The following is an 18,817-nucleotide window of genomic DNA, read 5'->3' as shown; positions in this document are numbered from 1 at the left end:
CGCGCACAGTGCAGCGGAAGACCGGGCAGTGGGTGGAGCGAGTTCAGCCTGCCTGGGCGATCCGCTCGAGCTTCGCGGGCGCCATCATCCAGCGGATCTGCTCGATGCCGTCCGGTCCGGTGCTCAGCGACACGAGCACCAACGGCTCACCGTCGCGCCGGACCAGGATCGCCGGCTCACCGTTGGCCTCGACCCACTCCTGCTCGGTGTCCACCCAGAAGTGATGCGCGAACGCGGCGATGAACTTCGCCACCCACTCGCGTCCGGCCACCAGCTTGCGCGCCGCGTTCTTCACGCCGTTGCCGTCGGTGGTGCTGACCACCTCTCCGGCGAAGAGTTCCTCCAGCGCGGTCATCTCCCCCGCCTGTGCAGCGGCGAGGAACGCCGCCAGGAGTCGCCGTTGCTCGTCGGCGTCGACCCGCTCGCGCCGCTCGCCGGCGAGATGCTTGCGGGCCCGGCTGACGTGTTGGCGGACGTTCGCCTGGGACTGCTCGAGGATTCCTCCGATGGTCTCGTACGGGTAGTCGAACGCCTGCCGGAGCACGTAGGCGGCGCGCTCCATCGGAGTCAGGCGCTCCATCAGCATCAGGATCGCGAACTCCAGTGCCTCCCCCTTCTCAGCACCGAGGGCCGGGTCCGCGCTGGTGTCCACGGGCTCCGGCAGCCACGGTCCGATGTAGGACTCGCGGCGCGCGTGGGCCGAGGTGGCCGAGTTGATCGCGAGGCGCGTCGTCGTGGTGGCGAGGAACGCTGCCGGGTTCTCCACCGAGTCCCGGTCATAGCGCTGCCAGCGCACCCAGGCCTCCTGGACGATGTCCTCGGCCTCGCTCGCGCTACCGAGCATCCGGTAGGCGATGCCGAAGAGCCGTGGCCGGACGGCCATGAAGACGTCGAGCGCATCGTTCAGTGGATCGGAGGGTGCCGCCTCAGCAGCGTCGGTGGACACGTCAGCGATCATAGGCCGCGGCGACCGGGCAGCGGGAGTGCCGATCAGTCCCGGATCAGCATCGGAATGCGCGTCGGCGCCCCCCTCAGGAGCCGCTCCCGAAGTCCAACCCGCCGCCAAGACCGAGGTCCGGCCCGGGCTCGGTGTCCAAGGCTTCCTGCGTCGCTTCGTCGACCGCGCCCTCGTGACCGACCACGCCCTGGTCGTCGAGTGTGCCGCCGACAGCGCCTTCGTCGTCCACAACGCCCGGATTGCGATTCGCGCCCTCGCCACCGACCTCGCCCCCACCGGGACCCGTGTTCACCAGACCGGCCTCGAACCCGTCGTCGGCACCATCGGGCTCATGCGCGCCCACTGGGCCATGCCCATGCGCCCCCGGACCGTCACCGCCTACCGGTGTTCCGCCGTCGAGCACCACACCGAACATGGCCTGCGCCAGCGCCGTGCCGACGTACGCACCGGCGATCGAACTCAGCAACGATGACCCGTGGCCCTGGCCGCGGTCGTCGAACGCGCGCCTCAGCGCACCCGGCCGGCGTAGTTCCGTGCGGGTGGCCGAGCGCGCCAGCGTCTCCGGCGAACCGTCCTCCGGCCGGTCCGCGGCCGGTGCCACGTCGAACAGGCGCGCCTGGATCTCCTCCCGCTGCGAGTGCGTCAGCGAAGCGAACGCCTCGGCGTGTGCCTGCTCGATCTGACCGGGCGGCGCGGTCCGGAGCAGGTACTCGTACCGCTCGATGGCGCGCCGGTCCTCGGCGCTGCCGGTGGTGCTGTGCTGTCCGGTGCCCGGCTGCTGGTACTGCGGATCGGTGAGGCGGCTGTCCGGGTTCTTGGAACTGCGGAACACAGGGACGGTCCACTGGCGACCGCCGGCCGCCATGGGGCCGGGCTGCGTTGGCGGGCTGGGCGGGTTCTCGTCGCGCCCGAACAACCGGTCGAGGATCCCCATGCTGCACTCCGTCCGCTCCGCTGCCGCCGCGGCCGCCGGCGGCTGTCCCCACGGTAATGGGCGAGCCTGGGTGCTCCCAGGGGACATCTGCCCCGCGCGACGCCGCCGTTCTCTCGCCCGCTCGCGGGGACGGCGGCACTCAGCCCTCGTCGAGGCGGGAGCAACCTGGTGGGCGGTGTCCGTCCGGGAGGTCACCAGCACCGAGTCGGTGCCCCGCCGCGCAGGTCACACCGGCGGCATCGTCGGGCCGTCAGTTCCGACGTTGACGCCGCAACCGCTCCACTTCGGCGCGCGCCGTTGTCGCCTCCTCATCGGCCCGCTCCCGCTCGGCCTCCGCGTCGTCCTGCTCCGACTCGGCGGTGACCAGCGCCCGCTCCACCTGTTCGAGGTCGTGCTCGAGCTCGAACGCCTGCCGGCGGAGCTCCTCCACCTGGGAGCGCACCCGCAGGGCCTGTGCCTGCAACGTGCCGGCGCGCTTGCTCGCCTTGGCGTGTGCCTCGGTGGCCCGGCGCAGTTTCCGTTCGGCCTCGGCCGCCTCCTCCCGTGCCTCGGCGAGCAGACGGGCGGAGACCTGCTCGGCTGACCCCGTGGGCTCGACGACGGCCGACAGCGGCGCGGCGCGATGCTTCGTGCCGCGCCGGGTCCCCACGGCGCCCTCGATGGCGACGGCACCGGACAGGTCCACCGGGCCCATCCCGATCACCAGCAGCGGCTCCACGAGCAGCCCGCCGAGCACGGCGGCCTCCGCGTCCGCGTCCGCCATGGCCGCCTGCAACGTGCTCTCGACCTGGGTGGCCACCGCCTCGCTGACCGGCTGACCGAGCGAGCGGCACAGCGACCGGCCCTCCTGGACCACGGCCCCGACGAGGCGGCGGCGACTCGTCGCCAAGGCTCGCAGCTGAGCGCCGTCCAGCTCGTCCTGGGCCTCCCGCAACTGCGCGCCGAGGTCGAAGAGCTGCCCGAGCCGTTCGTCCATGCTCCGCACCATGGTGTTCACGACCCACGCCGCCATCCCGGGTTTACGGAGCGCCTTGACCGCAGCCGCGCGAGCCGTGTCGCCGTCTGCCTTGAGCGTGGCCGCGAGCGTGTTGCGCGCTGCCGTGAACTCGCCCGGCAGGAGGCCGTACAGCTCGTACGCATCCGCCTGCAACGGCTCCTGGGCCCTGTCGCGTGCCTCCGGCATCCGGTCCTCCCTCCGGTGTCCGGATTGTTGCACCATCGCGCCGAGAATGTCCGTGGCGCGCGCGAGTCCGCCGGAACCAATGACCCATGGTTGCGCCCGGCCACGGTGTCGCTGACCTTCGCCGTCGGTCCCGACGGAAGACCCGACGAGCACCTTCGTTGACTGCAGCCCGGGCACGGTTGCGTCTGTTGTTCGTACCGGACCAAAGTCACCGTCCGAAGGTCGGGTGTCGGCGTCCGGCGGGAGCGGTCGAGGTCCGAAAATAAAGTTCATCGGTCCGGAAATGTTCTTGGATTGAGCGGTGTTGATGACGCAGACTCAACTCCCGCCCCGGACACGTCGATCGACTGGATTCGCCATGCCTGAAACTGCCCAGACTCCCCCACTGCACGCTCCGCCCGGGGCACCGGAACGGCTCGCACCATCCACCCGCCTGGTGATCACGCTGCTGCTCGTCTCCTCGTTCGTCGTCATCCTGAACGAGACGATCATGTCGGTGGCGATCCCGAACATCATGGAGGATCTGCACATCGAGGCCTCGACCGGCCAGTGGCTGTCGACCTCGTTCCTGCTCACCATGGCCGTCGTCATCCCGATCACCGGCTATCTGATGCAGCGGTTCAACACGCGCCCGATCTTCCTGGCCGCGATGACTCTGTTCAGTGCGGGCACCCTGATCGCTGCCATCTCGCCGACCTTCGGGCTTCTGATCATGGGCCGCGTCGTCCAGGCCAGCGGTACCGCGATGATGATGCCGCTCCTGATGACCACGCTGATGACCGTGGTGCCGCCGGCGCTACGCGGGCGCACCATGGGGAACGTCTCGATCGTCATGGCCGTCGCCCCGGCGGTCGGCCCCGCGATCTCCGGCCTGGTGCTGTCAGTCCTGCCCTGGAAGTGGCTGTTCTGGCTGGTGCTGCCGATCGCCGTCGCAGCGCTCGTGCTCGGTGCCCTGCGGGTGCCGAACGTCTCCACCCCGAAGCCCGTGCCGCTCGACATCCTTTCCGTGGTCCTGGCGGCGTTCGCCTTCGGTGGCCTGATCTTCGGCCTCAGCGGACTTGGTGAGGCCGCCCGGCACGCGCCGCCGATCCCGCTCGCGATCCCCATCGGTGGTGGCGCCGTGGCGTTGGTGTTCTTCGTCCTGCGTCAGTTGTACCTACAACGTGATGACCGAGCCCTGCTCGATCTGCGTGTGTTCAAGTCCCGCAGCTACGCGGTCTCCCTGACCATGATGGCGCTGCTCATGATGTCCCTGTTCGGCACGATCATCCTGCTGCCGCTGTACCTGCAGAACGTACTCAGCCTCGAGACCGTCACCGTCGGCCTGATGCTCCTGCCGGGCGGTCTCGCGATGGGCCTGCTCGGGCCGGTCGTCGGCCGACTGTACGACCGGTACGGCCCCCGGCCGCTGGTGGTGCCGGGTGCAGTGGTCGTCTCAGGAGCGCTGTGGTCGATGACCCTGCTCACCGAGCACTCCCCTCTGGGCATGGTGCTCGCGGCGCACGTCGTGCTCAGTCTCGGGCTGGGGCTCATGTTCACGCCGCTGTTCACCACGGCCCTCGGTTCGCTCCGTCCGAGCCTGTACTCACACGGCAGCGCCGTGCTCGGCACGCTGCAGCAGTTCGCCGGCGCGGCCGGCACCGCCCTGTTCGTGGTGCTGATGACGGTCGCTCAGGTGAACGCACTGGACGGCGGAGCCAGCGAGGTGCACGCGACCGCCGTCGGGACCCAGACCGCGTTCACGTGCGGCGCCGTGCTCTCGCTGGTCGTGATCGTCGCCGCACTGTTCGTCCGTCGACCGGACGAGCCCGAGAAGGCGTCGGACGAGGCGCACGAAGCACCGGTCGCCGTCCACTGACGGCGTCTCTGGAGCCGACGGCGAGTGGTGGCTTCGCGCCTCCGCTCGCCGTCGGTGTTCCAGAGTGAAGCAGTTCGCGGTCAGGCTCCCGCGGTCGCGTTCAGGCGCACGACGCCACCCTCGGTGCTGATCGACACGTCACGCACCCGGGCCCCCGCGAAGGCGTACTGGGACAGGTCGACCGTGCGTCCGTCCCATTCGTCGGTGTAGCGCTTCGCGACCGACAGCAGCGCTGCGACCAAGGGGTTCCCACTGGTCAGCTTCAGGTTCCGCACCGTCATCCGGGACGTGCCGTCGAACGCCGCCTCGCCGGTCAGGACCGCCTTGGCAGACAGGATCGACTTTCCGACGGTGGCCTCGGCGCGCAGGGTCGCGGACTTCGGGGAGGTCGCCTGGACGTCCAGGGTCAGGTCCTTGAGTGTGAAACCTCGGCGTGCGAGGGCATCGGCCCCACGCGCCTTCAGGGCCGCCGTCACGTCCGCGATGACCGCGGTGGCCTCGGCATGACCCTCCGGGGCGATCTCCCGCTCGGCGTCCTCGTCCGGCCAGAGCCACAGGATGCCCTCGGTCGTGTGGCGCCACGCCACCGGGAGGTCGCGGACCTGTGCGGAGGCGGTCAACGGGACCCCCTCGGCGGTGATCGGTGACCCTTGGATCTGCAGGTCACCGAGGACCGTGGCCTGGCGGTCGGTGAACGTCGGCTCGCCACGGTCGGAGCCCCTGGTGCGGATCCGGGCGCCGCTGAGGTCGATCCGCACGCTGGGCACTGACCCATCGTCTGCGAGCGTTGCCGCAACCCTGATCGGGGCATCCTCGCCCAGGCCCATGAGCTCGCTCAGGCCCGCCGTCAGGCGCTGGCTGAGCTCCTCCGACGTGGCTGGGATGGGACCGGGGCCGAGCAGGAACATCTGATCTCCAGGGTTGGGAGGGCGGGTGCGAAGGCCCCAGCCGTTCGTGGCTGGGGCGCCCTGTCAGCGTAAGCGATCCGGGAGGTTCGGCTGCCCGCGAACCGACCTCCTGGGTGTCGTCAGCCGGTTGCGGGTGGTCTCATCTCGCCGCCCGCATCAGCGGCGGTGGAGCCGCCGGCGCCGGGCTGATTCGCGATCCGCGACGGCGCAGCCGGGCTGATTCGCCATCGGAGCCGCCGGCCCTTGTCCGCACCCCTGGTCAACTCCGACTAGATGCCAAGCCCTCGTCCGTCAGCCGGCCAGAAGCTCGTCGAGTCGTTCATAGCCGTCGTTGACCCCGGACTCCATCCCCGACTCGACCATGCCGTCGCGGGCCTCCTGGGTCGGATAGACGCTGCGGCCGGTGAGCCGGGTGCGACCACCCTCGAGCGCCTCAAAGGTCATCGATTCGATACTGACCGTGTCCGGGAACCCCTCGTACTCGAACGTCTGGATGATGAGTTCGTTCTCGCGCGCGGTGTGGAAGACGCCACGGAAGCGGTACTCCTCGGCGCCGTTGACGTGGGTGTAGGCGTACCCGCCACCGGAGCTCAGGTCGAACCGGTCGATCGTCATCTCGTACCCGCGGGGCCCGAGCCACTGTTTGACGAGATCCGGTTCGGCGTGGGCGCGATAGACGGCCTCGACGGGTGCGTCGAACTCCCTAGTGATCTCGATGAAGGGAACGCCGGCGGGTGCGCTGATGGTGGTTGCATTGCTCATGATTCCTCCAATTCGGATGTGGGCTGTGCGGTCGTGCGTCCTGCGGCGGCGCCTGTGGTCCGTTCGCTGGCGGCGAGCACCGCGTCGAGTGCCCGGAACTGCTGCTCGTGGAGCAGGCGGTAGCGGTCGATCCACGCCGTGAGCTGCTCCAGCGCCGCGGCGTCCAGGTGCACGGGACGACGCTGGGCGTCCCGGGTGCGGGTCACGAGACCCGCCTGCTCCAGCACCTGGATGTGCTTGGAGATCGCCTGCTTGCTGATCTCGAACGGTGCGGCCAGATCGTTCACCGTGGCCGGGCCGGTACTCAGTCGAGCGATGATCTGACGACGGACCGGATCGGCCAGGGCCATGAAGCCTCGGTTCAGGCGGTCCTCGCGAGCACTCATCGTCAAATCTCTCGTTGATCAATCGATTCGTTGACTACGATACGCTTTCTCGGAGGTGTGGTCAATCTCGCTCCGTCGCCGACCTTCGGAGGACACGTCGTGAACCAGCCGTCGCCGTCGCCGTCCGACCGGCAGTCCCATCCCGGGCCGTGGACGGACCTCGTCGTGCACAACGTGCCAGCGGCAGTCATCGCGACCTACCGTCCACGGGTAAGCCTCCTGGGCGTCGTCCTGGTGGCCTGGGTCGGCGTTGGAGTCGGTCTGGTTATCCGGGGACACCAACCGCTCGGAGTCGGCGTGCTCGTCCTGAGCCTGGCCGTCTTCGTGATGCTCGTGACTACCCTCAAGGCCTGGCTGTCCCGGAACCGGGGACGCCCCGTCCTCGTGATCCGCGGGACCGGCATCGAGCTGAGCAATCCGCCGCTCCACGTTTCGTGGCACACGATCGAAGCGGTCGAGGTCCAGTCGGGTCGGGGTTGGCTGCGCACTCCGGCGATGGTGCTGCAGCTGTCCGACGGCGTCACGGCAAGAACTCCAGGCTCCGCTCGATCCTTCCGCGAACGTGCGCGGTGGCGACGCTGGCAGGAACGTGGCGTCGTCATCGACGCCGGTGCCCTGGACACCCCGGTGCACACCATCGTCGAGGCCATCTCGACGGCGAGCGACGGCTCGGTCGACGTGCCCACGACCGGCCTGCGCTGAACCATCACCGGGCTCCGCAGCCGGGCCAGTGACGGAGGCATCATTCGCCGATGTCCTCGTTCCACAGCGCGGGCTCGGCGGCGATGAAATCCGTCATCATCGCGACGCAGGACGGGTCGTCGAGAATCACCACCTCCACGCCACGGGCGCGCAGGAGATCCTCGCCCCCCAGGAACGTGCGGTTCTCCCCGATGACCACCCGTGGGATGCCGTAGAGCAGGATTGCTCCGGTGCACATGTCGCATGGCGACAGCGTGGTCACCATGGTCGCTCGCTGGTAGACGGTCGCCGGCAACCGGCCGGCGTTCTCCAGACAGTCGGTCTCGCCATGCCGAATGGAGCTGCCGAGCTGGACGCGCCGGTTGCGGCCGACGGCGAGGACCTTGCCGTCGGCGATGAGCGTCGCGCCGATCGGGATGCCACCCTCGGCGCGTCCGGCTCGTGCCTCCCCGAGCGCGAGGCTGAGACCCTCGGCATCTGATAGCGCCATGACGCTCCGTTCGCAGGCGGGATCGCTCGGACCGGGCAGGTCCGGTGCGATCACTTCTCGGATCTGACGCTACGGCGATGACGCAACGATGCGGACTCGACGCGCCCGGATCGACGGCACCACAGCACCGACGGTCCCCAGTCCTAGCTGCGAGAGTCCGCGCTGAAGTCCGCTGACGACTGCCAACGGCCGCGGTGTACGACGTCGGCGAGTGGATGGCGCCTTCGAGTTCGGGCCGACAGTCCGAGTCGGTCGTCAGGGGCGGGATGGCCGACGGCGATAGCTCCGATCGGTTCGAACGTCGCCGGTGCGCCGAAAGCGTTCTGGAAAGCCTGGTGCTGGGTCTTCGGGATCCCGAAGAAGCACGCTCCGAGACCGAGGTCGACCGCGGTCTGCAGGATCAGCAGCGACGCCATGCCGGTGTCGATGTGCCAGTACGGTGCCGCCCATTGTTGCTCGTCCCGGGGCGTGGCGCCCTTGTTCCGCTCCTCGTACCGATCCCGGTAGATCGACTCCGAGCTCATCGGCACGATGATCACCGGCGCCGTCCGCATGCCCCTCAGCCAGGCGCTTGAGTCAACCGCACGCTCCGGCGGGGTGGTCACGCGCCAGAAGCTTGCGATTTCGTCCGGGCTGTCGAGCACGAGGAACGCCCATCCCTGGCTGAAACCGGCGCTCGGAGCCCGGACCGCGTTCGACAGCATCGTCTCGATCGCCTCGGCCGGTATCGCCTCGTCCGTGAAGGACCGCACCATCCTGCGGCGGCGAACCACCTCTGAGAACTCCATGGCCACGATCATGCCCCGTCGCGTGGATGCGCCGTTGATCGACGAGCGGCCTTGCGGCTTGCCGACAACCTCTGACGCCCGCTCATACTCAGTTCCAGGGGTTTCGGGTGGGGAGGATCTCGGTGCCGTCGGGCTTGTAGAAGTGCCACTTCCCGTGGCGTCTGGTCATGGTGATGTTGTGGGTGTGGATCCAGTCGTGGTGGTAGTAGCAGAGCAGGGCGCCGTCGTGGAGGTCGGTGTTGCCGCCGTTGGCCCAGTGGGTGCTGTGGTGTGATTCGCAGCGTTCGGGTGGGACGGTGCAGTCGGGGTGGACGCAGTGGCGGTCGCGGGCGACGTGGGCTCGGCGTTGGGCGGCGGTGAAGAGGCGGTGGGCGCGGCCGTGGTTGAGGATTTCGTTGTCGGGTCCGAAGATGATGCGGTAGATCTCGCCGGCGCAGCCGATGATCCGGTCGAGCAGGTCGCGAGGGACGGGGCCGGTGTTGTCGATGAACGTCGCCGGTCCCGCGGCGAGCAGGGCGGCCCAGTCCCGCCCGGTGCCGGGCAGAGCGGTGCCGTTGACACCGGGCGCAGCGGTGCCGGTCGCACCGGGCAGGGCGGTGCTGTCGGTGCGGGGCACAGCGGTGCTATCGGTGCCGGTGCCGGTGGTGGGTTGGCCCAGTGGCCCGACGGGCGGCGACTGGCAGTCGGGCACACCGGTCCTGTCCGACGTGCTTGATGGGGCTTGCGCGGAAGCGTCCGGCTCGCCTGCCAGGTCTACAGGCGCTCCTGGGCGCGGCAGGGTGGGTACTTCCGCAGGTGTGCTCGTGTCGCTCGTCGGCCCGGTGGCATCTGCTGTGTTGGGCCCGGTCGGCGTGGTGGGTGCTTGCGTGGGAGAGCCGGGCTCGTTCGCCGGGGCCGGGGTGGCCGCCTTGCCAGTCGCGGCCGGGCCGGCCGGGCCGGCGTCGCTGCGGGGGCTGGGGTCGGTCGGGTCGGTGGTGTCCAGGCCGGGCAGGGGGTCGGTGATCGGCCGCGGGGGTGCCGTCGGGCTGGTCACATCCGCTCCGCCGGGTACCTCGTCAACTACTGCTTCCTCGGCTGCTTCCGCGGCTTCGGCTGCGTTGGCGGTGTCGGTGGTGTCGGTGGTGTTGATGGCGTCGAGGAATTCGGGGTAGCTGATCAGGACGCCGAGGTGGGGGCGCACGGATCCGGAGGTGCCGACCTTGCCCTGGTCCAACATCATGTGGGCGAGGTCGCTGAGCGCTTGGGCGCGGCGCTGGCCGGAGGTGCGGGTCTCACCTGCGGCGGGCTTGCCCATGATCGCCTCCAGAGCCGTGCGGACGTACTGGCCGTGTTCGATGGTCATGAACCCGGCCACGTGATAGCCGTCCATGGTCCGGTCGATATTCAAGAACTCACGGTCGGCCGCAGCCCGGTGCGCCTTGTCGGTGGCGTCCGGGTCGGCGATCGCGACGAAGTGATCGACCAGCCTGCGCAGGTCCTCCGGAGACCGGGTGGCGGCATTACTCAGCAGGAACTCCTCCACCGTCTGCACCCGACCACCACCCGCGCCAGCAGCGCCGGTGGTGTCGGTGCCACCCACGGCGTCGGAGGAGGTATCGGTGGGGTCGGTCCCGTCGCTGGCGTCGGCAGTGTCGGTGGCGCTCTCGTCGACCGGGACGGTGCCGTCGGCCGAACCGGCACCACCCTCACCGGCACCGGGTCCCTCGGTGTTCCCGGCGTCCCCACTCGCCGCGGTGAGGTCCGTCCCGTCGCTGCCCGCGGTGCCGTCGGTGGCATCGGTGGCTGTCGTGCCGGTGTCGCGCGCGCCGGGGTCGGTGGGGGTGGCGGGGTACTGGAGGCCGTCGACCGCGGCTTGGGTGGTGGTGGCCTTGAGCAGGATCTGGGCCTGGTCGAGGCCGATCTGCCCGGTCCGCAGCCACGTGCGGGTCGCGGGCAGGCTGTTGCGTAGACCGGTGGCCAGGGTGGACATGCGGCGGGCGTTGGCACCGCTGATGCCGTAGGTCTTGGCCACGTAGTGCGGGTAGGTACGAAACCCCTTGCTGGTGTCCCAGGTCCCGGCCTCGGCCTCGGCGCCCATCCAGTCCAGTTGGGCACCGGTCAACGCCTGCGTGATCAGGTGGGTCCGTAGTGCTGCGTGGCCCAGGAACCGGGACCCGTACCGGTCGGACTCGGCAACAGGATCAGCGGTAGCGATGGACTGGGTGATGGCCTCGATCGCGATGAGCTGGTCATCCAACGACCCGGCCATCAACTCCGCCAGGGACAGGTGCATCCGGGACGCGAGCGCCACATCCGCCCCCGACGGGCCACCGCCGGTGCCCGCGCCACCGCCGCTGCTGCCAGGGGTACCGGGGCCACCGGTGGTGGTTGTGGTGTCGTCCATGTGTGCTCACCTCCCCATCGAAGTTTCGGGTCCGAAACGCCTACCGTTCCGTACGTATGTTTGACTGCTTGACCTCCACTCTAGGACGCTCCACCGACAGCGCAAGAACCCCGATTTCCGTTGTGGATACAGGGACATCAGCCAGTCCCAACCATCCAAAACCAAACTCCGGGACACCCCGATGCCAGTCGATCCACAGCGCTGAACGGGAGCCTGCGCGGATGTCGTACCTTGGGGCTATGGCCCGCAATGCGGCAAGGTTCCGATGAGCACGGTCGTCATCCTCAATGGCGTTCCCAGGTCCGGAAAGTCATCGATCGCGCGCGCGATCCAGGAGAGCTGCGATGGCGAGTGGCTCAATCTCGGCGTCGACGTGTTTCAGACCGCCACGCCCGCGAGTCGCCAGCCCGGCATCGGGTTGCGGCCCGGAGGTGAGCGGCCGGATCTGGAGCCCTACGTCGTGGCCGCCTATCGCGCGATGTTCGCGTCGATCGCGGCGCACCTCCAGCAGGGCCTGAACGTGGTCACCGACGTGGGCCTTCACGACGACTACTCCGCGCCCCTCGGGGTCCAACACGAGGCGGCCGAAATCCTGCAGGGCCTGCCTGTGCTCTACGTGGGCGTGCGCTGCCCGGTGGACGTCGTGCGCCAGCGTCGTCGGGACACGTGGGGCGGCACCGGTGTCGTCGGCGTGGCCGGCGTGGCCAGCGGCCGCGGTGAGAGCGGTGCCGCCGGCTCGCCCGCTGCAGCCAATGTGACCGCCGGCACGAAGGGCACCTGCGCCGACGACCCGGTGACGCGCTGGGAGCGCGCGGTCCACTCCCCCGGACGTTACGACCTCGAGGTGGACACCTCCCGACTCACTCCACAGGAGTGCGCCGAGCGGATCGAGGCGCACCTTCGGACCGCGCACGCACGGACCGGACAAGACCCGTCGACCCCACCACCGCCGTCGGCATTCTTCGACCTGTCCTGACCCGCGACAGCCCACGGGAACGCGGAAGCGGGCCCCGGCCGTTCCCCCGAACAGCCGAGACCCGCTACCACCGTTGCGGTGCTACTGCACGTTCGCGGCGGCCTCACTGATGGTCGTTGCGTAGTCCTCGAGGCCCCAGGTCAGGGACAGTGCGGTCGGCGGGGACATCGCCGCGATGAGAGCGTCGCCGGTGATGTTCGCGATCGCGCCGGCCTGCACGGCCGGGATCGCCTGGGCATAGGACTGGGCCAGGAACGTCTCGACCTCGGTCTCGGTCGACGCGTAGTTCACGATGAGCTGGGCGTCGAGCTGGTCGGTCTGCTCGTAGGACAGGGAGTACACGAACGTCTCACCGCCGGAGTCCAGTGCCTCGACGGACGGCGCACTGACCAGGCCGAGGTCGAGCAGGAAGTCCACGCGCGAGTCCGCCGGCTTGTAGACGTAGAACGTGCCACCGATGTCCCAGACCGCCGCAACCGTGATCCCCTCGAGCTCCGGATGCGCCTGCGCCACCGCGGCGACCTCGGCGTCCAGGTCCGAGATGACCGTCGCGGCCTCCTCGTCGAGACCGAGGGACTGGCCGACGATCGTGATCAGCTCGCGCCAGGGGGTCGTCCACGGCGCGTCCGGGTAGGCCACCGTCGGCGCGATCTCGCTGAGCAGGTCGTACTGCTCCTGCGTGATCCCCGAGTACGGCGCGAGGATCAGGTCCGGGTTCAGGTCGTCGATGTCCTCGTACGCCGGCTCCTCCACCGTCGCCGGGATGATCGTCGGCGAGGCGCCCTGCTCGTCCAGCGTCTCCGCGACCCAGGGCAGCAGGCCCTCGTCGTTGACGGCGTAGGTCTGCGCCTCGATGCCCGCGGGGACCACGCCGAGTGCCAGCGCGGCCTCGGTGGAGCCCCAGCCGAGCGTCACGACGTTCTCGGGTGCCTCGGTGATCTCCGTGGTGCCGAGTGCGTGCTCGATGGTGACGTTCTCCCAGTCCCCGCCGGCTGCGCTGCCGCCGTCGGTCGGGTCGTCGCCGCCCCCGTCGCCGCCGGAGCACGCGGCGAGCGCGAGGGTGGTCAGGGTGGCGGCGGCCACCAGGTAGATCGGGCGTCGAGACACGGGACTCCTCAGAAAGATTGGGTGTGGGGGCGATGGCGTCCGGAGGGGCACCATATCGAGATCAAATCGCTTAGGCTTGCCTATCCTAAGACGCGCCTTCGCGTGCTGGCAAAACCGGATCCGGGTCACTGCCGTGGAAGCGACCGATCGGCACCACCATCGGCGAGCCGCACACGGGATCGGGAACGATCCGGGCCCGCAGGTTGAATGCCGCCGCGACGAGCTCTGGCGTCAGCACGTCGGCAGGAGAGCCGATCGCCTGCACCTGCCCCGCCTGCATCACGACCAGGTGATCGGCGTACCGGGCCGCGAGGTTGAGGTCGTGCAGCACCATCACCACGGTCGCGCCCCGGGTCCGGTTCAGCTCGTGCAACAGGTCGAGCACCTCGAGCTGATGCGTCACGTCCAGGAACGTGGTGGGCTCGTCCAGGAGCAGGATGTCCGGGTCCTGGGCGAGCGCCATCGCGATCCAGACCCGCTGCGCCTGTCCACCGGAGAGCTCCTCGACGCGCCGCGCGGCGAGCTCCAGGGTGTCCGTCGCCACCAGTGCGGCGGTCACCACGGCGTCATCGGTCGACGTCCACTGCCGGAACCAGCCCTGATGCGGGTAGCGCCCACGGCCGACGAGGTCCGCGACTGTGATGCCCTCCGGCGCAGTGGGGCTCTGCGGCAGGATCCCGATGATCCTGGCGACGTCCTTGGCCGGCCGGCCGTGCACGGCCGTGCCGTCGAGCAGCACGGCACCGGCCGTCGGTCGCAGCAGCCGGGCGATCCCCCGGAGCAGGGTGGATTTGCCGCAGCCGTTGCCGCCCACGATCACGGTGATCCTGCCGGCCGGGATCTCCAGGTCGAGGTCGTGCACCACGGGCGCGCCGTCGTACGCCAGGGACAGGCCCTGGGCGAGCAGGGTGTGCTCCGCCTTCGGCTCGCTCCCCTGCTCCCTGCCCGACGGCGGCCCGTGCGTGCCGTCGCCGGCCGCACCCTGATCTGTGGTCATGTTGAGAATGCTCACGCTCCGCGTCCTCCACGGTTCGAGGTGGCCAGCAGCCACAGCAGGTAGGGCGCGCCGATGACGCCGGTGACGATGCCGACGGGCACCTCGAGCGCGCCGAGCACGTTCTGCGCGGTGAACTCGGCTGCCAGCACGACCACCGTCCCGACCAGCGCCGACGGGACCAGGGCGAGCCCCGCCGTCGGCAGCAGTCGACGGGCGATCGGCGCGGAGACGAAGGCGACGAACGCGACCGGACCGGCGAACGCCGTCGCGACGGCAGCCAGGCCGACGGCCACGGCGAGCACCGCGAGCCTGGCCCGCTCCGGCGAGACGCCGAGCCCGCCGGCGGTCTCGTCGCCGAGCTGCAGGATCCGCAGCCGCCCGACGGTCACGGCCACCAGCGGCACGAGTACGAGCATCCCGACGGCCAGGACCGCGATGTCCCGCCAGGGCGGTGTCCCGATGCTGCCGACCATCCACACCAGCGCCGAGCGCACGTCGTTGACCTCGGACCGGGTGAGTAGGTAGCCGATCCCGGCGTTCACGGCGAACGCGATGCCGACCCCGATGAGGACGAACCGGTATCCGGACACCCCGTCCCGCCAGGCGAGCAGGTAGATCGCGGCCGCCACCACGATGGCGCCCATGAACGCGAACGCCGACAACGCGATGCCGCCGGCCCCGAGCACGAGCAGCCCGAACGCGGCCGCGAGGCTCGCTCCCCCGCTGATGCCGATGATGTCCGGGCTGGCCAGCGGGTTGCGCAGCACGGACTGGAACAGCGCGCCGGAGAGGCCGAACGCCACGCCCACCAAGATGGACAGGACCACCCGAGGCAGGCGCAGCTTGGTGATCGTGAAAGCGCCGTCGCCGTTGCCGGCGCCGAAGATCCCGAGGAACTGGTTCCACAGATCTGAGGCGTGGCCGTCCCAGACGAGGGTCAGCAGAGCGATCGCCACGGCCAGGCCGATCAGGACCACCGTGACGGTGCGCACCCGCGTGGCGGCCTGCGCACGGGCTGCGCGCAGCACGCCCGGCGGTGCGGGGATCCTGGTGACCTGCTCGACGCGGCTCATAGCCCGGCCAGTTTCACTCGGCGCACGATCGCGATCATTACCGGGGCGCCGACCAGCGCGACGACCAGGCCCGCCTCGAGTTCGCCCGGGCGGGCGATGACGCGGCCGACCACGTCCGCGGCTAGCAGCAGCGCCGGCCCGACGAACAGCGAGTACACGAGGATCCAGCGGTAGTCCCCACCGATGAGCGGGCGGATCATGTGCGGCACCACCAGCCCGACGAACACGATCGGCCCGGCCAACGCCGTCGCAGTCCCCGCGAGCAGCACGATCGAGACGGCCGCGACACCGCGGGCGAGGCCGAGGTTCGCGCCCAGCCCGCGGGCGAGGTCGTCACCCATCGCCAGCAGGTTCAGGGCGCGTCCGGACAGCAGCGCCAGGGCGAGGCCGATGGCGAGCAGCACGAGCAACATCCAGGACAGGCCCCAGGTCCCGGTCCCCCGGGAGGCGAGCGAACCCACCTGCCAGAACCGGAACGCGTTCGTGGTCTCCGTGCTGGAGATCAGGATCAGGGTGATGATCGAGGTGATCCCAGCCGTCAGCGCGGTACCGGCGAGGGCAAGCTTGACCGGCGTCGCACCCTCCCGTCCGATCGCCCCGATCGCGTAGACCACCGCGGCCGCCGCGGCCGCCCCGGCGAACGCGAACCAGACGTACCCGGACGGGCTGGTGATGCCGAGGACACTGATCGCCAGCGCGACGAACAGCGATGCCCCGGCGTTCACGCCGAGCAGGCCGGGGTCGGCGAGGGGGTTGCGGGTGATGCCCTGCATCAGCGTGCCTGCGACACCGAGCGCCGCGCCGACCAGGAGCCCGACGAAGGTCCGCGGCAGCCGCTGGTCCCAGACGATGTTGTGCAGCACGTCCCCGGGCGCCCGGTCCGTGAGCGCGGCGTACACCACGTCGAGCGGGATGTCCCGGTTGCCGAACGCGAGGCTGGCCGCGACGGTCAGCGCGAGGAGCCCGACGGCGGCCGCCAGGCCGAGCAGGCGGGTCCCGCGGGTGCGGCTCATCGCGCTCGGCGGAGCCGGCGTCGCCTCGGCGACGTCCGGGGTGTCCGGTCGAGCGGTGGGCTTGGCGTGGGTCGTACTCACTGGCCCTCTGCGCGGCCCTGACGCCAGTACCCCATGAAGGCCACCCGCCGACGGCAGACGCCGACGTCGGAGACCAGGATCCGCCGCAGGTTCTTGATCACGGATGCCTCACCCGCGAACCACGCGTAGAAGTCCGAACCGCACCGCTCGCCCCGGCCGCACGCGTCGATGGCCTGGACCTGGAGCACCGGCGAGTCCCAGAGCAGCTCGGAGTCGACGTCCACGTCGTCCAGCGCCTGCGGGACCACGGCGAGCGAGTCGCCGGTGACCGCGGCGTTCGCCTGCACCCAGGCGCTCACGGCGGGCACGAGCAGGTGACCGTGATCGTGCTGCTCCCGTGCGAGCCAGGTGATCGTGGCCCCCTCGGGCAGGTCGACGTCCAGCGCGTCGCCTTGCGTCGGCACCTCGATGAAGGCGCGCGCGGTCCGTCCGGCCGGGAGGGTCTCCAGGATGGAGCAGATCGCGGGTGCGGCGGTCTCGTCTCCGGCGAGCAGGAGTTCGGAGGCGGTGCCCGGGGCCCAGTCGGCGCCGACCGCGGAGTCCTTCGACCGGGAATCCGGTCCGACGATCACGAGCCGGTCCCCGATCTGCACGCGGCCGAGCCAGCGCGAGGCAGGTCCGGCATCGCCGTGGGCGACCATGTCCACGTCGAACTCGCCCTGCTCCGGGCGGACGTCGCGGACGGTGTAGGTACGGAACGGAGACCTGCCCTCCTCGGGCAGGGCGCGCCACATCTCGTACCAAGTGCCGCCGAGGATGACCTCGGGATCCTCGGCGCCGACCTCGCTGATGTGACCGTTCTCGTCCGGGATCAGGACCTTGATCCGCTGGTCCTGGCGATCGGTGCCGAACCACTCCGCGTCCGGGCCGGTGAAGGTCAACCGGAGGAAGTGCGGGCTCAACTGGCGGATGTTCGCCACCCGCACCGCGAACGGACGGTAGGCGGGGCGGTCATCCTTGACGACGTCCGGGCGCGCGTCGACATCGGTAGGAGAGGTGAGCATTGCCTAAGTAAAGCACCGCGAGATACGTGCCGTCCATGTTGGCTAATTCACTCCGGGACGGTCGCGAGGCAGGCTGGACCCAACTCCGCCGACCCCACTGTGCCCGTCAGTTGTTCAGGAAGGTGATGTTCAGGCGCTTGGCGAGGAGATCGAACAGCACGTCCGAGTTGGCCACCGTCTGCACACCCACGGACCCCGCCACCTTGATCTGCTGGTCACGGAACTCGTAGTAGGTGCCGTTCTTGTCCCGCATCACGGTGATGCCGCGGATGTCCGACACGGGGAACTGCTTCTTCTTGAGGACGATGGCGCTGCTGCTGACCTTGACGTCGCCGAAGTCGATCGTCTCGCCCGCCTCGAAGCGCTGCCGCACGCTGGCGGCGGCCGCACCATTGATGGTGCGTTGCATGACGGCGAAGAACTCCTTGTCCTGAATGCCCAGGCTGCTCTTGCGGCCGGCCCAGGACAGCCACTCGCTGCGGTCCTTGCCGAGCGTGGCCAAATACTGCATGTCCTGCCAGGGCACGTCGTGGACCCGGCTCTCGGTCACCACGCGCACCGCCGATGGGTAGGCCCAGACGAGGGTGCAGCCCTTCGGCCGGCCGACCCAGAGGACCCCGAGCGCGGCGACCAGCATGAGCCCACCGAGTACGAGGCCGACCACGGGGCTGCCCTTGCTGCCGGAGGCACCGACGGCCAGGAACGCACCGAAACCGCCGAGTAGCCCGGCCACCAGCGTGAGGAAGCCCGTCCCGACCCCAGTCGAGTCGGCGAAGGCGGTCAGCGGCGCCTCCTGGCTCGCGAGCTGGTTGGCCACCGCGACGTCGCGGCGCCACCTGGTGACCACCGCAGCGATCGCGATCACGGCGATCAGGACAACCACCAGGCCGGCGACGATCGCCCCCTGGTTCTGGGCCTCGGCGAAGGCCAGCCGCTCCTCATAGGTCCAGGTGGTGGTGTTGAAACTCCGACGCGACCTGGTCTCGCAGATGTCACCGGCGACCATCACCTCGTTGCCGCACCGAGCCACGACCTCCTTGGCGTTGTTGGCGAGGAACAGCGCCACGCCACCCGCGCCGATCAGGCCGAGGAAGACCACCAGGCCGGTCGGAAATCTGCGGAAGACGGCCAACGGGTCCTTGGGGCGTTCGGGCTGCCCCGCGTCCGCGGCGGTCGGGCTCTGCTCGTTCGTGGTCACCGCGGCATGATACTGA

Annotated in this window: 18 protein-coding genes; 3 read left to right on the top strand and 15 right to left on the bottom strand. The window is 69.9% G+C overall.

The features are described from left to right. Positions 1–43: 43 nt before the first annotated feature. The 3 genes from KCQ71_RS02665 to KCQ71_RS02655 all read right to left on the bottom strand — a co-directional run bounded on the left by KCQ71_RS02665 (position 44) and on the right by KCQ71_RS02655 (position 3,075). Positions 44–946 carry a sigma-70 family RNA polymerase sigma factor gene (locus tag KCQ71_RS02665; protein WP_223402556.1) on the bottom strand — a complete coding sequence of 301 codons (903 nt, stop codon included), beginning with the start codon at positions 944–946 and terminating at the stop codon, positions 44–46. A gap of 85 nt (positions 947–1,031) precedes the next feature. Further along, positions 1,032–1,892 carry a hypothetical protein gene (locus tag KCQ71_RS02660; protein WP_223402554.1) on the bottom strand — a complete coding sequence of 287 codons (861 nt, stop codon included), beginning with the start codon at positions 1,890–1,892 and terminating at the stop codon, positions 1,032–1,034. Positions 1,893–2,142: 250 nt separating this feature from the next. Further along, a complete protein-coding gene (locus KCQ71_RS02655; protein WP_223402552.1) occupies positions 2,143–3,075 on the bottom strand; it encodes a hypothetical protein in 933 nt (310 codons plus the stop codon). A 358-nt stretch (positions 3,076–3,433) separates the two neighbouring features. On the opposite strand from KCQ71_RS02655, the gene KCQ71_RS02650 reads away from it, so the two are divergent. Further along, the gene (locus tag KCQ71_RS02650) at positions 3,434–4,933 is read left to right on the top strand and encodes an MDR family MFS transporter (protein WP_223402550.1); all 1,500 of its coding nucleotides are present in this window, start codon (positions 3,434–3,436) and stop codon (positions 4,931–4,933) included. Between the two features lie 80 nt (positions 4,934–5,013). Here the strand turns inward: KCQ71_RS02650 and KCQ71_RS02645 are convergent, their stop codons facing one another. From KCQ71_RS02645 to KCQ71_RS02635, 3 genes are all read right to left on the bottom strand, one after another. Then, positions 5,014–5,841 (bottom strand): hypothetical protein, encoded by an 828-nt coding sequence (locus KCQ71_RS02645; RefSeq protein WP_223402548.1) that lies wholly within the window; start codon positions 5,839–5,841, stop codon positions 5,014–5,016. Between the two features lie 291 nt (positions 5,842–6,132). Further along, a complete protein-coding gene (locus tag KCQ71_RS02640) occupies positions 6,133–6,603 on the bottom strand; it encodes an SRPBCC family protein (protein WP_223402546.1) in 471 nt (156 codons plus the stop codon). Then, positions 6,600–6,989 (bottom strand): ArsR/SmtB family transcription factor, encoded by a 390-nt coding sequence (locus tag KCQ71_RS02635; RefSeq protein WP_223402538.1) that lies wholly within the window; start codon positions 6,987–6,989, stop codon positions 6,600–6,602. The genes KCQ71_RS02640 and KCQ71_RS02635 overlap by 4 nt, the downstream gene beginning before the upstream one ends. 297 nt (positions 6,990–7,286) lie before the next feature. Here KCQ71_RS02635 and KCQ71_RS02630 point away from each other — a divergent pair, with 297 nt between their 5' ends. Then, the gene (locus KCQ71_RS02630; protein ID WP_223402536.1) at positions 7,287–7,691 is read left to right on the top strand and encodes a hypothetical protein; all 405 of its coding nucleotides are present in this window, start codon (positions 7,287–7,289) and stop codon (positions 7,689–7,691) included. Between the two features lie 40 nt (positions 7,692–7,731). Here the strand turns inward: KCQ71_RS02630 and KCQ71_RS02625 are convergent, their stop codons facing one another. From KCQ71_RS02625 to KCQ71_RS02615, 3 genes are all read right to left on the bottom strand, one after another. Further along, entirely contained in the window at positions 7,732–8,181 is a 450-nt protein-coding gene (locus KCQ71_RS02625; protein WP_223402534.1) for a nucleoside deaminase, read from the bottom strand. 143 nt (positions 8,182–8,324) lie between these two features. Further along, positions 8,325–8,969, bottom strand: coding sequence for a nitroreductase family protein (locus KCQ71_RS02620; protein WP_223402533.1), 645 nt, complete (start codon positions 8,967–8,969; stop codon positions 8,325–8,327). 88 nt (positions 8,970–9,057) lie between these two features. Beyond that, complete coding sequence (locus KCQ71_RS02615; protein ID WP_223402530.1) at positions 9,058–11,352, bottom strand: HNH endonuclease signature motif containing protein; 2,295 nt, start codon at positions 11,350–11,352, stop codon at positions 9,058–9,060. Between the two features lie 265 nt (positions 11,353–11,617). Here KCQ71_RS02615 and KCQ71_RS02610 point away from each other — a divergent pair, with 265 nt between their 5' ends. Further along, on the top strand, positions 11,618–12,328 hold the full coding sequence (locus tag KCQ71_RS02610) for a chloramphenicol phosphotransferase CPT family protein (RefSeq protein WP_223402528.1): 711 nt from the start codon (positions 11,618–11,620) through the stop codon (positions 12,326–12,328). A gap of 81 nt (positions 12,329–12,409) precedes the next feature. On the opposite strand, the gene KCQ71_RS02605 is transcribed toward KCQ71_RS02610, so the two are convergent. From KCQ71_RS02605 to KCQ71_RS02580, 6 genes are all read right to left on the bottom strand, one after another. After that, positions 12,410–13,435, bottom strand: a complete 1,026-nt coding sequence (locus KCQ71_RS02605; protein ID WP_223402527.1) for an iron-siderophore ABC transporter substrate-binding protein — start codon at positions 13,433–13,435, stop codon at positions 12,410–12,412. Between the two features lie 85 nt (positions 13,436–13,520). Next, the gene (locus KCQ71_RS02600) at positions 13,521–14,432 is read right to left on the bottom strand and encodes an ABC transporter ATP-binding protein (RefSeq protein ID WP_223402525.1); all 912 of its coding nucleotides are present in this window, start codon (positions 14,430–14,432) and stop codon (positions 13,521–13,523) included. Positions 14,433–14,443: 11 nt separating this feature from the next. After that, positions 14,444–15,505: a FecCD family ABC transporter permease gene (locus KCQ71_RS02595; protein WP_223402523.1), complete on the bottom strand. Its 1,062-nt coding sequence runs from the start codon at positions 15,503–15,505 to the stop codon at positions 14,444–14,446. Next, positions 15,502–16,599 carry a FecCD family ABC transporter permease gene (locus KCQ71_RS02590; protein WP_223402521.1) on the bottom strand — a complete coding sequence of 366 codons (1,098 nt, stop codon included), beginning with the start codon at positions 16,597–16,599 and terminating at the stop codon, positions 15,502–15,504. Before KCQ71_RS02590 ends, KCQ71_RS02595 begins: the two co-directional genes overlap by 4 nt. Next, complete coding sequence (locus tag KCQ71_RS02585; RefSeq protein ID WP_223402519.1) at positions 16,596–17,603, bottom strand: siderophore-interacting protein; 1,008 nt, start codon at positions 17,601–17,603, stop codon at positions 16,596–16,598. The genes KCQ71_RS02590 and KCQ71_RS02585 overlap by 4 nt, the downstream gene beginning before the upstream one ends. Positions 17,604–17,709: 106 nt before the next feature. Then, positions 17,710–18,801: a DUF6585 family protein gene (locus tag KCQ71_RS02580; RefSeq protein WP_223402517.1), complete on the bottom strand. Its 1,092-nt coding sequence runs from the start codon at positions 18,799–18,801 to the stop codon at positions 17,710–17,712. Positions 18,802–18,817 lie beyond the last annotated feature (16 nt).

Origin of the sequence: Occultella gossypii, from assembly GCF_019947135.1 — a bacterium.
Lineage (GTDB): Bacteria > Actinomycetota > Actinomycetes > Actinomycetales > Beutenbergiaceae > Occultella > Occultella gossypii.
Note: the sequence above shows the minus strand (reverse complement) of the source record. Positions and strands in the feature narration are given on the sequence as shown.

Coding starts and splice junctions, on each gene's coding strand:
- KCQ71_RS02615 (WP_223402530.1), bottom strand. CDS start 11,352: ATGGACGACACCACAACCACCACCGGTGGCCCCGGTACCCCTGGCAGC.
- KCQ71_RS02645 (WP_223402548.1), bottom strand. CDS start 5,841: ATGTTCCTGCTCGGCCCCGGTCCCATCCCAGCCACGTCGGAGGAGCTC.
- KCQ71_RS02600 (WP_223402525.1), bottom strand. CDS start 14,432: ATGACCACAGATCAGGGTGCGGCCGGCGACGGCACGCACGGGCCGCCG.
- KCQ71_RS02610 (WP_223402528.1), top strand. CDS start 11,618: ATGAGCACGGTCGTCATCCTCAATGGCGTTCCCAGGTCCGGAAAGTCA.
- KCQ71_RS02625 (WP_223402534.1), bottom strand. CDS start 8,181: ATGGCGCTATCAGATGCCGAGGGTCTCAGCCTCGCGCTCGGGGAGGCA.
- KCQ71_RS02595 (WP_223402523.1), bottom strand. CDS start 15,505: ATGAGCCGCGTCGAGCAGGTCACCAGGATCCCCGCACCGCCGGGCGTG.
- KCQ71_RS02655 (WP_223402552.1), bottom strand. CDS start 3,075: ATGCCGGAGGCACGCGACAGGGCCCAGGAGCCGTTGCAGGCGGATGCG.
- KCQ71_RS02650 (WP_223402550.1), top strand. CDS start 3,434: ATGCCTGAAACTGCCCAGACTCCCCCACTGCACGCTCCGCCCGGGGCA.
- KCQ71_RS02660 (WP_223402554.1), bottom strand. CDS start 1,892: ATGGGGATCCTCGACCGGTTGTTCGGGCGCGACGAGAACCCGCCCAGC.
- KCQ71_RS02640 (WP_223402546.1), bottom strand. CDS start 6,603: ATGAGCAATGCAACCACCATCAGCGCACCCGCCGGCGTTCCCTTCATC.
- KCQ71_RS02635 (WP_223402538.1), bottom strand. CDS start 6,989: ATGAGTGCTCGCGAGGACCGCCTGAACCGAGGCTTCATGGCCCTGGCC.
- KCQ71_RS02585 (WP_223402519.1), bottom strand. CDS start 17,603: ATGCTCACCTCTCCTACCGATGTCGACGCGCGCCCGGACGTCGTCAAG.
- KCQ71_RS02620 (WP_223402533.1), bottom strand. CDS start 8,969: ATGGAGTTCTCAGAGGTGGTTCGCCGCCGCAGGATGGTGCGGTCCTTC.